This window comes from Sharpea azabuensis DSM 18934 (genome assembly GCF_000702165.1).
Lineage (GTDB): Bacteria > Bacillota_I > Bacilli_A > Erysipelotrichales > Coprobacillaceae > Sharpea > Sharpea azabuensis.
The window spans coordinates 1-14,142 of record NZ_JNKU01000056.1; the positions used below are offsets into that span (position 1 = coordinate 1).

Below are 14,142 nucleotides of genomic sequence, written 5' to 3' on the forward strand. Positions count from 1 at the left end.
TGTTTATTATATCTGGCTGTAACGTGTTCTATAAGGCTTAAGAGAGATGATAATAGTATTAAGGATTTCTACATAAAGAAAAAGCAGCAATCAAACCCGATGTGTTCGAAAGCTGCCAAGACTGCATGTGCCAGTAAATTAGTCCGAATAATTTATAGCATGTGCAAAACTGGTGAATTATACCAGTACAACAAATAACAAGCAGATTATACATCTAAACCACTCTGAAAAAAAGCACTTTTTCTTCAGGGATTTTCAGCATGCAATAAGAATCATGAAAAATTATTGATTTTTTTAAAAATTCTACTTGATTTCTATTATCCAATTTTTTTATAGAATATGAGTGGTCAGAAAGAAGTCTTCATGAAGATGACCATCATATTCTAAAGGGAAAGGGAGAAATTTATGGAAGAGAAAAAAGTAAATAAGAGTGGTTTTGCGATTGCGGCACTTGTCTTAGGTATTATTGGGATTGTGTTCTCATTTATCCCAATCATCAACAATGCAGCATTCATACTTGGTATACTTGCCGCAATATTTGCAATCATTTCACTTGTCAAGAAAGCGTCAAAAGGAAAGGCTATCGCTTCACTGGTGCTTGGTATTCTTGCCATTGTCATTACACTCGTTATGCAAAGTGCTTTTTCAAGTGCCTTGGATGATACAAGCAAGAAGCTAGATAAAGCAGCTGGCAATAGCACAAATGAAGTACTCAAGAAGGAAGTCAATGTTACACTTGGTACTTTTGAAGCAAACAAGGATGATTCAGGAATTGTTAGCACTAAGCTGCCTGTTACTGTTAAAAATATCACTGACAAGAAGCATTCCTATAATATTCATATTGAAGCGGTTGATGCCAACGGAAAAAGAATTGCTGATGACTATGTTGCAGCGAATGATTTAGGTGGCAATCAGTCCCAGGATTTTAAAGCATTTGAAATTGTTGAAGAAGAAAAGGTTGAAAGCCTGAAACAAGCAAAATTTAAAATCATTGAAGCATCAAGCTATTAGAAAAGATGGCTGAAATTCAGCCATCTTTTTATTCAAGTATTTTTAAGCCATGCTCATCCAATAGTGCATTCGTCTCCATGACATTCATTTTATGGACAATTGCATAGATAACTGTCGCATCAAAAGCCAGCTTTGGATAAAGAGCGCTCGCTTTGGCAAGTTTAAGAACGCGATTTGTTTCTTCAAGCGTAAGCTGCATGGCAATTGTCAAAGCAAGTATTTTTACTTGTGAAGGATTCGTTCTTTTGCCATTGAAAATCTGGTTGGCATAGTCTCTAGAAAGACCTGAGGCATTTATAACTTGTGCTCTTGTCATCCCTTTTTCTTCAAGAAGGTCGTTAAGATAGCTAGCAAGCGTGAGTGTCTGAAGATCGGATAAGACATCATCAAGAGAAGCACGCTTGTCACTTAATATGGACATTAATTCTTCTGTTTTCATCTAATCACCTGAAACTATGGTATAATGAATGCCATAAGAATGCAAGGAGAGGAAATATGCTTAAGGGATATAGCTATATCAGAACAATCAAGGGAGATGATGCAAAGAAAATCTTTCTTGTCATGAATGATTACACAAAGCAGATATGCGTTGAAAAGGTTCTTAAAAATGGTGATATAGAACTTTATAACCGTCTTAAGCACATTCACGATGGCATTCCTGAAGTCTATCAAGTTATTGAAAATGAGGAAGATATTATCGTTGTTGAAGAATATATTCAATCACCAACCCTTGAAGAGTATCGCTTGCAGCATCACCTTGAAGAAGATGAGATTGTTGCCATTATGAATCAGCTGCTAAAAATCCTAATGGCTCTGCATGCCTCAAATCCGCCCATCATCCATCGCGATATCAAGCCAGAGAATATTTTCTATAATGGCTATCGCGTTGTGCTTGCTGATTTCGATATTGCTCGTCGCTATAAAGCAACACAAAGCAAGGATACGGAAGTATTGGGTACAGTCGGCTATGCTGCGCCGGAGCAGTTTGGCTTTGATGAAACAGGTGTGACAGCGGATATCTATGCCTGTGGGGTGCTTTTGAATGTCTTGTTGACTGAGGAATTGCCTTATAAGAAACAGGCTGATGGTACTTATCGCAAGATTGTTGCTAAGGCTACTAGTTCCTCGCCTGAAGATAGATATCAGAGTGCCCAAGAGATGATGAAAGCATTAAATCGTTTGTCAGTGCCTACTCATCTCAATTTTCCCAATCTTTCTCATCCGTTAAGAAAGATTGTTTTTATTGTCTATAGTTTGTTGATGCTTGCAGCTACTTCAACCCTCAAAACAAAAGAAGTAACGAGTGCCTTCGGGTTACTTCTTTATCGTTTCTGGGTTTTCTTTACACTGATTTACATTCCTTTGTGCTTCTTTGATCCATTGCATCTCTATCGTTTCTGTCTTTTTAAGAAAAATACGTATCTTGTTGTTAGAATATTCGGGAGAATTGTTTCTCTCTCATTATATTGGTTTGTCGTTTCTGTTGTTCTGATTGCCTTTTTCTAATCAGCTATGATGACATGCTTATGCATATAGTCTAGAATCTTTTTATGGGCTGTCGGAATGGCTGCTTTTTTCATATCTTCAGCATTCATGAGATAGTCATTGGGCGCACTTAAAACAAAATGAAAGACATGCATATGCCAAGTACGATGTGTAAAAACATGCTTAAAGTCCTTCACAAAGCTTTCTAAGATTAAGGATTGCCCATATTCTTTCTTAAAAGCTTCCATAAAAGCATAGGGATCATTGACTTCATATTGTACAAGACCATACATATGTTCTAGTAGGCCTTCCTCATTGATTTTCATCATGACCTGATCATCATATGTGATATAGCCAGTTATAAAAGAATGTTCTGTTTTCTTGATTTTCTTAATATTAATAGGCAAGACTTTTTCTTCATGGTTCTTATAAGCCTGACAATAAACATGAAGCGGACAGCTGATGCAATCTGGATTCTTAGGTCGACAGAAAGCATTGGAGAGATCCATCAGTCCTTGGTTGAAGGAGGCTGAATCTTTGCCTACAATCATCTTGTTGGCATATTCAGTAATACGCTTGATTGTTCTGCTTTCAGCAATATTATCATGTAAGCCAAGGAGTCTGCTTAAAACTCTTAAGGCATTGCCATCGATTGCTGCATATTCTTCATGATAGGCAAAAGACGAAATAGCACTTGCTGTATAAGGTCCAATCCCAGGAAGACTTATGATATCTACATAATCTCTAGGAAAGATACCATCAAATTCATCAACAATCTTAATTGCTGATGAATGAAGATTTTTCGCTCTTCGATAATAACCAAGCCCTTCCCAAAGCTTATAGACTTCATCAAGAGATGCATTTGCTAAGTCTTTAACAGTTGGATAAGTTGAAAGAAAACGATAGTAGTAGGGAATGACTGCTGCTACAGTTGTTTGCTGAAGCATGATTTCACTGACCCATATCGCATAAGGGTCATTTGTGTGTCTGAAGGGGAGATCCCTTTTGTTTTTCTGATACCAGTTTATAAGTTCATCTGTAATTTTTTGCATATTATCACCAAGTCGATTATACTATAAATATATAAGATTGAAAGAAGTGATGCTTATGAAAAAAGAAGATGAAATTATCCGTCAGTCTCTTCTTGCAACACAGGAATATGATGAACGATTGTCAGCCTTTGCAACAAAAAACAGCGACTATATCAAGATTCATCCAACCCATACAAAACCCTATGATTTCGATGTACGGTGGCCTTATGAAAAGGATATCGACCGCATTCTTTATTCTAAAGCCTACCGTCGCTATGTTGATAAGACGCAGGCGTTGTCATTTTTCAATAATGTTCATATCACAAAACGCTCCTTACATGTCCAATGGGTCTCTCGAATTGCTAGACAAATTGGACGCTGCCTGAATCTAAATACCGACCTGATTGAAGCCATTGCGCTTGGTCATGACTTAGGACATGCACCTTATGGACATGTTGGTGAAAAAGCCATTAATGAATGTCTGAAAGAGCGTGGTGTTGGCTACTTCGCTCACAATGCCAATAGTGTCAGAGTCCTTCTCTATGTTGAAAGAAAAGGAGAGGGATATAATGTGAGCCTGCAGGTACTTGATGGCATTCTTTGCCATAATGGTGAAATGATTAATCGTATCTATAAACCTGATCCTTTTAAAACAATTGATCAGTTCTGGAAGGAATATGAAGCTTGCTGGCATACACCTCATGCAAGTGAACATATTTCACCAATGACACTAGAAGGATGCGTAGTAAGAATTAGTGATGTCATCAGTTATATAGGCAAGGACATTGATGATGCTATTAATGTTGGTTTAATGAAGAGATCAGATTTACCAAGCGATATTACACGTGTTATCGGTGATGGTAATAATTCCATGATCAATCATCTTGTTGAAGATCTTGTCATTCATTCCTACAACAAGCCCTATCTTGAATTCTCGAAGGAAACATTTGAAGCACTCAATAAGCTTTATGATTTTATCTCTATCCATATTCACCACAATCCTGTTCTTGTAAAAGAAAATGAAAAGCTCTTTAGAATGGTGAAGGAATTGTATGATGTCTTTTATGAAGATTTAGATGATCCACTTCTTAAAGATCGTGGGATTCAGAAATATCTCTCTAATATGAATGAGGAGTATCATCAGACACCAAAAGAACTCATTGTTTCAGATTATCTGTCAGGGATGACCGATACATATTTATTAGAATATTACAAAAAAGTCTTCTTGCCGACGATGCGAGAAAACATTACATGATAAACAAAATAAAAAATATGGATACAAAATGCCTGATTCATGGTAGAATAGCTTTAGTAAAGGAGGGCGTATACTATGAAACTAATCATTGCGATTGTCAATAATGATGACAGTAACGCTGTACAGACTGCACTAACAGAAGGTGGTTATTTCATTACAAAGATGGCCACAAGTGGAGGATTCCTGAGAAAGGGCAACACTACATTCCTAATTGGTACAAATGATGAAAAGGTTGATGGTGCTCTCGAAATCATTAAAGCCAATGCAAAGAAGCGTGTAGAAAAAGAACCAACTGTTCCACCAACGGAAATGGGAGAATTCTTTACACCAATCATGGTTGATGTCCTTGTTGGCGGTGCCACAGTCTTTGTATTGAATGTTGATCGATTCGAAAAAATGTAGGATGGCAATGCCATCCTTTTTTGTAGGAGGATAATATGGAAATAAAAATACTGGATCATATCACTGAAACACAGGTTACAAATATCATTGAGGCAAGTGGGGGCAGGCATATTCTTAAAACACCGGGGACATTGACCTTAGTAGCAACAGTGGGAAGTGAGGTTGTTGGCTTTATTGAACTTGAGCGCATGAAGACAGTAACACTTATTTATGCGAAGCCAGGCAATATTCAAGTTGAAGTATTTGCCTGCTTGCTAGATGCTGTTGAACGCATAGGCTTAAATCGTATCATCTTACATCCTTCTGCAACTTCAATAGCCTTTTTTAAGAGTTTTGGCTATCATGAAGTAGGAAATGGGTCACTTGTCAAGATTTTGCCAAAAAGTCATGATTTCAAGAATGCCCAGGAAGTTTATGATTTTATTAATCATCAGAAAGATCGTGTCTACTCATTAGAACAATTTCAAAAGTTTATGGAAGACGCCTATAATATTCAGGATGGTCTTGCATCGCTTCATATTGGTGGAACGAATGGCAAGGGTTCTACAGTCAATTATACAAAAGAAGTCCTCAAAGTAGCCGGTTATAATATTGGAACCTTTACTTCACCAGCTCTTATTCATCCCCTTGATATTATCTGTGTTGATGATCAAGCAATCGATGAAAGAACAATGGTTGCGATTGCGAATCGTTTTATGGGAGATTTCCTTGATTATGGTTTATCAAAGTTTGAAATGGAAGTCTTTATTGCCATCATCTATTTCTATTATCGTGCAGTTGATTTGGCTATTTTTGAAGTGGGTCTAGGAGGCTTGCTTGATGCAACAAATGTCATCAAGCCATTGCTGGCTGTTAATACGAATATCGGCTTGGATCATGTTGATTATTTAGGACATACATATAAAGAAATCGCCATGAATAAAGCGGGCATTATAAAGGATCACGTTGACTATATGACAGGGGAGGGACGTGAAGAATGTCTTGAAGTCTTTCGAGAAGTATGCCAGAAGCATGAAAGCAAGCTCATCCAGATCAAGCTTCCAGAAAATGTCACATACCATCAGACTTCCATCGAATATGATTATCATGAACATCATATTCATTTAAATACTACAGCAAGATATCAAGTCAATAATTCTGTCATGGCCATTAATATTCTTGAATATCTCTCTCGCTATTTTCCTTTTGACAAAGAAGATCTCACAACCGGCTTAGCGCAGGCGCACTGGGCGGGGAGATTTGAAATCATTCATCTTCATCCAACGGTCATTATTGATGGCGCTCATAACAAAGAGGGCATGGAAGCTTTCGCAAATAGTGTCAACAAGGATGAATCAATGAAAATCATCTATTCAGCCTTAAGAGACAAAGATACGCATCATATGATTGAAACACTATGCAAGCTGACTGATGATGTCACGGTGACAGAATTCCCTCATCCCCGCGCTGCCACGATTGCTGAATTAAGCGAAAATATGCCTGTCAAAAAGGATGAAAACTGGCAACACGCTGTTGATGAAGCACTAAAAGGCGATAAAAAAGTCTATATTACCGGCTCGCTTTATTTTATTTCGCTTGTAAGGGCATATATTCTTGGAAAAGAACTTGCTTAATGTGATTTATTATGATAAGGTTAACCGAACGCATAAGAAAAAGAGGAAATAATGATTAAAACATTTAGAGATTTAAAATTAAACGAAACTGTACAAAAGGGTATTGAAGCAATGGGCTATGTTTCACCTAGTCCAATTCAGGCTGAAAGTATCCCTGTATTACTAGAAGGAAAAGATATTATCGGTCAGGCTCAGACGGGCACTGGTAAGACTTTAGCCTTTGGTAGTGTCTTGTTATCTGAGATTGAAAGATCCGACCATATTTCTGCAATTGTATTATCACCAACACGTGAACTTGCGATGCAGATTGGTGAGGAATTTGGTCGTATTGGGAAATATACTGATTTGAGATTTGCATGTGTCTATGGTGGCAGTGATATTGGCCGTCAGATTCGTACAATCAAGCATGGCATAGATGTGCTGATTGGAACACCTGGTCGTGTCATGGACTTGATGAGACGTGAAATTGTCTCATTAGAAAATATTAAGTTCTTTGTCCTTGATGAAGCTGATGAAATGTTGAACATGGGCTTTGTTGAAGACATTGAAACAATTCTTGCGGATGCTCCAAAAGAAAAACAGACAGTCCTTTTCTCAGCAACAATGCCTGATGGCATCAAGCACATTGCAGAAAATTACATGAAGAGCGATTATACGCATATCAAGATCAAGGCTGTTCAGCAGACAGCTACAACAGTAAAGCAATACTATTTCGTTGTTCCACAAAATAAGAAGCTAGAAGGCTTATGCCGTGTACTTGATGCCAATGAAATGGACTCATGCATCATCTTCTGTAAGACAAAACGCTCTGTTGATACATTGCAGGATGAGCTTGCCCGCCGTCATTATCATGTTGCCTGCATGCATGGTGATATTGACCAGAATACAAGAATGCGCACATTACAGAAGTTCAAGGAACGCAAAGTCCCAATTTTAATTGCGACTGATGTAGCGGCCCGTGGTATCGATGTTGATAGTATTACGCATGTCATCAACTATGAATTACCTCAGGAAGATGAACTCTATGTCCATCGTATCGGTCGTACTGGTCGTGCTGGCCACGAAGGTGTTGCCTTCACATTCGTCTCTCCAAGAGAAGTGCGTATCCTCCATAAAATTGAAAAGAGCACAAAATCACATTTTGAAGAACTGAACTTACCTACAGCTGATGATATCTTTAATGCAAAAATGAAGGATGTCCTTGAAGATGTACAGAGGGTTATGGATAAAGGTAAACAAAAAGATTTCTATGATGTTGTTGCTCAGATTCCAGATGCATTGGTTGATGATGTTCTTGCTTCATTGCTTTATATGAATTATCGTGAACGCTTAGCTTTTGATTACAAAGATGATGACTTAACAAAGAAGGTCAATAGCTATGAACGTATCTTTGTGAACTGTGGCAGTGCGGAAAAGATCAATAAGACAAAACTGCTTAATTTCTTATTAGAAGTAGGGAACTTGAGAAAAGATGAAATCGGTGACATCACGATTAAACGTAAGTTCTCCTTCGTCGATATTAAGAAATCAAAGGCAAAAGGTGTCGTCAAGAAGTGCTTTAATAAAAAAATTGGCAATCAAAAAGTAAAATTGGAAATTGCGAAAGAAGTTCGATAATTTTTGAGAGTTAGTCAGCTTATTGATTAACTCTTTTTTATATCCATATCATATTATTTAGATATATATTCTTTATCTTAGAAAATATCGAAAAATAACAAATTTATATGAGATATTGGACATAATTGGAGATGTAATAACTTTAGTATTATTAGAAATATAAGCACTTTCAGTATTTTGTATGCGTTTCATATTTGTATTAATACGAAGTTGCCAACGCTATTTTTTCACAAAGGTATTGATTGTAAACCCATACATGTTATATAATAGACCCATGAGTTAAAGGAGGAATTATCTTATGAAAAAGTATGTATACCTTTTTAAGGAAGGTGCAGCTTTGGACATGACTTTAGCTGAAAAGAAAATCTTACTTGGTGGCAAGGGTGCTAACCTTGCTGAAATGACTGGAATTGGTCTCCCAGTCCCACAGGGTTTCACAGTTACAACTGAAGCATGTACACAGTATTATGAAGACGGAGCTAAGCTAACAGATGAAATGAAAGAGCAGATTCTGAACGCTTTAGCTGAACTAGAAAAAATCACAGGAAGAGAATTTGGTAATCCAAACAACCCATTACTTGTTTCTGTTAGATCTGGTGCAAGAGAATCTATGCCAGGTATGATGGATACAGTATTGAACTTAGGTTTGAATGACGAAGTAGCAGCACAGTTCGCTGCCGATACAAAGAATGATCGTTTCGTATATGATTCATATCGTCGTTTCATCCAGATGTTTGCGGATGTTGTTAGAGGCTTCCCAAGAGAAAAATTCGAATTACAATTTGAAAAGATCAAAGAAGAACATGGTTATCAATTAGATACTGACTTCACTGCGGAAGATCTTAAAGAAGTTGTAAAAGTATATAAAGAAGAATTCAAGAAATTGGATCCAGCTGGATTCCCAGAAGATCCAAAAGAACAGTTGATGGCAGCTGTTGGTGCCGTATTCGGTTCATGGAATAATGATCGTGCCATCACATATCGTCGTTTAAACGATATCCCTGGTTCATGGGGTACTGCCGTAAACGTACAGCAGATGGTTTATGGTAACCGTTCTGAACAGTCAGGTACTGGTGTTGCCTTCACTCGTAACCCAGCAACTGGTGAAAACGTATTATATGGTGAATACTTAATGAATGCCCAGGGCGAAGACGTTGTATCTGGTGTTCGTACACCTCAGCCAATCGCTACATTGAATGAAGTAATGCCTCATTGTTATGAACAGTTCCAGGAAATCTGTCATACTCTTGAAAACCATTATAAAGATATGCAGGATATGGAATTCACAATTGAAGATGGCAAACTTTACATGTTACAGACTCGTAACGGTAAGAGAACTGCTCAGGCTGCATTGAGAATTGCCGTTGAAATGGTTCAGTCAGGCATGATCACTAAGGATGATGCATTATTAATGGTTGATCCTAAGGCACTTGATCAGTTATTACATCCAAACTTTGATAATGATTCATATAAAGCTGCTAAGGCAGTTGCAAATGGTTTAGCTGCATCACCAGGTGCTGCAACTGGTCATTTATATTTCAATGCTGAAGACTTAAAGACAGCAAAAGAAAACGGTGTTCAGGATATGATCCTTGCCCGTAATGAAACATCACCAGAAGATATCGAAGGTATGGTATTAGCTCATGGTATCTTAACTGTACGTGGTGGTATGACATCACATGCAGCCGTAGTTGCTCGTGGTATGGGTACTTGCTGTGTAGCTGGTTGTGGTGCTATTAAAGTAGATGAAGAAGCTAAGACATTAACATTACCTGATGGTAAAGTCTTACATGAAGGTGACTATGTATCATTAAACGGCTCTACAGGTGAAGTCTTTGCTGAACAGATTAAGACAGTTCCTCCTACAATTGGCGGACACTTCGCTGAATTCATGAACTGGGCTGATGAAAGAAGAAGATTAAAGGTTAGAACTAATGCTGATAACCCAAGAGATGCTAAACAGGCAGCAGAATTTGGTGCTGAAGGTATCGGCTTATGTCGTACAGAACATATGTTCTTCGATGAAGAAAGAATCTTTAACTTCCGTCGTATGATTACTGCAGATACAGTAGAAGCTAGACGTGAAGCATTAAGCAAGATTCTTCCATACCAGAGAGAAGACTTTGAAGAATTATATAGAACAATGGGCAAATATGGTGTTAATATCCGTTTCTTAGACCCACCTCTACATGAATTCTTACCACATACTGATGAAGAAATCGCTCCATTAGCAGAATCTTTAGGTATGACATTTGAAGCATTAAAAGAAAGAGTTGAATCATTAAAAGAATTCAACCCAATGATGGGTCACAGAGGATGCCGTCTTGCTGTAACTTACCCTGAAATTGCTGAGATGCAGACAAGAGCTGTAATCGAAGCTGCTATCAATGTCAACAAGGAAAAAGGCTGGAATATTGAACCAGAAATCATGATTCCTCTTGTTGGTGAAGTTAAGGAATTAAAATTTGTCAAGAAGACTGTTGTAGCTACTGCTGATGCTGTTATTGCTGAAGCTGGTGTTGATATGAAATATCATGTAGGTACAATGATTGAAATTCCTAGAGCTGCATTAACAGCTGATAAGATTGCTGAAGAAGCTGAATTCTTCTCATTTGGTACTAATGACTTGACACAGATGACATTCGGCTTCTCTAGAGATGATGCAGGTAAGTTCTTAGGCGATTACTACAAGAACAACATCTATGAACATGATCCATTCCAGACTATCGATGTTGATGGTGTAGGTCAGTTAGTTCAGATGGCTGTAGAAAAAGGTAAGAAGACTCGTCCTGATATCATGCTTGGTATTTGTGGTGAACATGGTGGCGACCCTAAGACAGTTGAATTCTGTCATAATGTCGGCTTAACTTATGTATCTTGCTCACCATTCCGTGTGCCTCTTGCAAGATTAGCTGCTGCTCAGGCTGCTGTTAAAGAAGACCGTAAGAAATAATAAAGCTAAGGGTTAATCCTGTCTATCGGGATTAACCTTTTTAATTGGCAACTACAACGTGTTAAATAAATCGATGAACATTAAAGGTAAGAAGGCGTTTATAATGTATAAAATGAATTATGATTTAGCTGCAGAACATTGGATAAAGAAGGATCAAACTTCAATTCATATGAATAATGAAGATTTAAAAGAAAAGATTGATGCCTTTATTAAAGCACATAATACTTGTGCTCTAGCAACCGCATCTTCTGGCATGGTAAGAAATACACCCATTGAATATAATTATGTTGATGGATTCTTCTATTTCTTTTCTGAAGGAGGACTTAAGTTTAAATGTCTCAAGGAAAACAAGAATGTTGGTCTTGCAATCTTTGAACCCTATGGAGGATTTGGTCAGCTAAAGGGTTTACAGGTAGAAGGTAGTGCTGAAATCCTTGAACCTTTTTCTGATGAATACTTAAAGATTATGACTTACAAGAAAATACCAGTTGCATTCATGAAGAAATTACCTGAGCCAATGCATATCATTAAAGTTGTTCCAAAGTCATTTGATTATCTTGATTCCGATTTAAAGAAAGATGGATTTGGAAGCAGACAGCATTTAGATTGTTGAAAAGAGATTCGTATAATATAACCAAAATATTTCAACAACTAAGTATTAAGTAATCTTTAGCTGTAGTCATTCTTTTTAAAAATACATGAGTATATGGTTGACGAAAGAAGAAATTCAATACTAATGTTTCTAAAAAGGTTAATCCTGCTATTTAGGACTAACCTTTTTTCATTTTCCAAAGGTGAATTCTATGCTATAATGAGTGCTATGGAAAAGAAGACAACAATAAAATTAAACCTGAATTCATTAGCTATGATTCTTTATACAAGTGACCTTATTCCTACAAAAGAAGGACCACTGACCAATGATGAATGGTATGCAATAGAAAAAAGAATAAAAGATACTGGTCGCGATGATGTAAGTTCATTAATTGGCATGAATCGTGAAGCACTGATGCTCTTGTTAGATATCGACAATATGTTGATTGATAAGATTATGGCGAGAAGCACATTGCTCGCAGATATGATTCATTCATTGCATAATCTAGAAAATGAAGGCATTCATGTAACGACAAAATATGAAGACAATTATCCAAGTGAATTATACTGTCTTAATAATCGTATGCCTCTCATTCTCTATTATGTTGGTAATATGGATTTGATTAAAGATAACAATGTCAGTGTTGTTGGCCCGCATGTCAATAATCGTACATTGAACTTTGCTACTAAAAGTGTTATCAACAAGGTCCTTGAAGAAGAACGTACATTGATTACCTGTGGTATTAAAGGGATTGATGAATATGCAACACGTTCCATTCTGAAAATGGGTGGAAGCGTGATTATGTTTGTCGCTGATCATATGCTTGATAAGATTCGTCTGAACAAACGTTATTTACGTGATGGACATATGCTGATTCTATGTGCTGTTGATCCTTATGCCTATTTTGATGTGACAAACTCATTGGATCGTAATATCTATGTATGCGGTCTTTCCAAAGAGCAGTTTATTATTGCGACTAATGTCAACAGTGGGGCGGTCTGGTTTACAAGCGTACAGAATTTGCATTATCACTGGACAACACCTCTTGTTGTTGATGCTTCGCCTTATTACAACGGTAACCTAAGACTTATTGAAATGGGGGCTATACGTGTCAGCAAAGATGATCTTGCAAGCCCTCTTGATATTGAACATATCATTATGAAGAACAGGATTGTCAATGAAGAAGATGATACAGAAATTGATCAGATGACAATATTTGAATTTATTGAGGAATAATTATGAATATAAAAGATTATAAAAAATTTCCTGTTACAACAGGACTTATTCTTATTTCTGGTATTGTCTATCTTATTTCTTTTGTCCTTTATGGTCCAACCATGAATGCCTATCAGGCATTACATCTAGGGGCCTATAATGGCTTTTATGTCCATCATACACATGAATATTATCGCTTTATTACAAGTAACTTTATTCATTTTGGGATTCTTCATATTGTTGTGAATTGCTATTCATTGTATGGATTAGGAGCATTTATGGAAAAAGTGCTAGGTAGAACACGTTATCTCATTGTAGTTGGTATTGCTGCTGTTACAACGAATGGTCTGCCATATCTCCTTTATCTTCATAATGGCTTTGAGGGTTCTAGTGTAAGTGGGGGAATTAGTGGCATTATCTTTGGCTTAATTGGTGCTTTAGGCGCTCTTGCCTTATTGTATCGTGATGTCTTTATGCACATCTGGCGCTCATTACTGCCAAATCTTATTTTCATGCTTTTAATTTCATTCATTGTACCGGAGATTTCTCTTTCAGGCCATGTTTCAGGCTTTATTGGTGGTTTTATTGCAACATATTTTCTCTTGAACCAAAAAAGACATCATGATGAGGTTAATTAATTATGAAATGGAAAACAAAAGAAGAACGAGAAGCAAAAGCCTTCTTCAATAGTCATAATTCCGCTTTATTGCATGGTAATGAATGGCCTAAAGCTATTGGCACTGCTCTTTTCATTGCTATTATCAGTGGCATTATTCTTGCCTTCCTTAATCGTTATGTATCATTGCTAAGTGGTATTCTGATGATTGTTGTTGGGGGAATTATTGGTGAAATGACAAGTGCATCCATTAAGATGATTTGTCAAATTAAGTGCAACACCTACGATGAGTTACCCAGTAATTCTTCTTTAGGTGTTTTATATTTTATGCATTTACGTGGCCTGTTATTCA

Annotated in this window: 13 protein-coding genes; 11 read left to right on the top strand and 2 right to left on the bottom strand. The window is 37.1% G+C overall.

Annotated features, from left to right (window positions below):
* The first annotated feature begins 405 nt into the window (after positions 1-405).
* Positions 406-1,011 carry an FxLYD domain-containing protein gene (locus T529_RS12655; RefSeq protein WP_051646971.1) on the top strand — a complete coding sequence of 202 codons (606 nt, stop codon included), beginning with the start codon at positions 406-408 and terminating at the stop codon, positions 1,009-1,011.
* Between the two features lie 28 nt (positions 1,012-1,039).
* Here T529_RS12655 and T529_RS0110420 read toward each other — a convergent pair whose 3' ends face one another.
* Positions 1,040-1,450 (bottom strand): helix-turn-helix domain-containing protein, encoded by a 411-nt coding sequence (locus tag T529_RS0110420; protein ID WP_033163551.1) that lies wholly within the window; start codon positions 1,448-1,450, stop codon positions 1,040-1,042.
* Positions 1,451-1,506: 56 nt separating this feature from the next.
* Here T529_RS0110420 and T529_RS12660 point away from each other — a divergent pair, with 56 nt between their 5' ends.
* Positions 1,507-2,517, top strand: coding sequence for a serine/threonine protein kinase (locus T529_RS12660; protein ID WP_051646972.1), 1,011 nt, complete (start codon positions 1,507-1,509; stop codon positions 2,515-2,517).
* Here the strand turns inward: T529_RS12660 and mutY are convergent.
* Complete coding sequence (mutY, locus tag T529_RS0110430; protein WP_033163552.1) at positions 2,514-3,548, bottom strand: A/G-specific adenine glycosylase; 1,035 nt, start codon at positions 3,546-3,548, stop codon at positions 2,514-2,516. The genes T529_RS12660 and mutY overlap by 4 nt on opposite strands.
* A 55-nt stretch (positions 3,549-3,603) precedes the next feature.
* Between mutY and T529_RS0110435 the strand changes: the two genes are divergently transcribed.
* From T529_RS0110435 to T529_RS0110475, 9 genes are all read left to right on the top strand, one after another.
* Positions 3,604-4,782 (top strand): deoxyguanosinetriphosphate triphosphohydrolase family protein, encoded by a 1,179-nt coding sequence (locus tag T529_RS0110435; protein WP_033163553.1) that lies wholly within the window; start codon positions 3,604-3,606, stop codon positions 4,780-4,782.
* 75 nt (positions 4,783-4,857) lie between these two features.
* Positions 4,858-5,184 carry a cyclic-di-AMP receptor gene (locus tag T529_RS0110440; protein ID WP_033163554.1) on the top strand — a complete coding sequence of 109 codons (327 nt, stop codon included), beginning with the start codon at positions 4,858-4,860 and terminating at the stop codon, positions 5,182-5,184.
* Positions 5,185-5,219: 35 nt separating this feature from the next.
* Complete coding sequence (locus T529_RS0110445; protein ID WP_033163555.1) at positions 5,220-6,797, top strand: Mur ligase family protein; 1,578 nt, start codon at positions 5,220-5,222, stop codon at positions 6,795-6,797.
* 51 nt (positions 6,798-6,848) lie between these two features.
* Complete coding sequence (locus tag T529_RS0110450; protein ID WP_033163556.1) at positions 6,849-8,414, top strand: DEAD/DEAH box helicase; 1,566 nt, start codon at positions 6,849-6,851, stop codon at positions 8,412-8,414.
* A gap of 298 nt (positions 8,415-8,712) precedes the next feature.
* Entirely contained in the window at positions 8,713-11,367 is a 2,655-nt protein-coding gene (ppdK, locus tag T529_RS0110455) for a pyruvate, phosphate dikinase (RefSeq protein WP_033163557.1), read from the top strand.
* Between the two features lie 103 nt (positions 11,368-11,470).
* A complete protein-coding gene (locus T529_RS0110460) occupies positions 11,471-11,980 on the top strand; it encodes a pyridoxamine 5'-phosphate oxidase family protein (protein ID WP_033163558.1) in 510 nt (169 codons plus the stop codon).
* Positions 11,981-12,178: 198 nt separating this feature from the next.
* Entirely contained in the window at positions 12,179-13,195 is a 1,017-nt protein-coding gene (locus T529_RS0110465; protein ID WP_238560813.1) for a DNA-processing protein DprA, read from the top strand.
* A gap of 2 nt (positions 13,196-13,197) precedes the next feature.
* Positions 13,198-13,812, top strand: a complete 615-nt coding sequence (locus T529_RS0110470; RefSeq protein WP_033163559.1) for a rhomboid family intramembrane serine protease — start codon at positions 13,198-13,200, stop codon at positions 13,810-13,812.
* 2 nt (positions 13,813-13,814) lie between these two features.
* Positions 13,815-14,142, top strand: a 328-nt coding sequence (locus T529_RS0110475; protein WP_033163560.1) for a hypothetical protein, incomplete at its 3' end; no start/stop codon positions are given.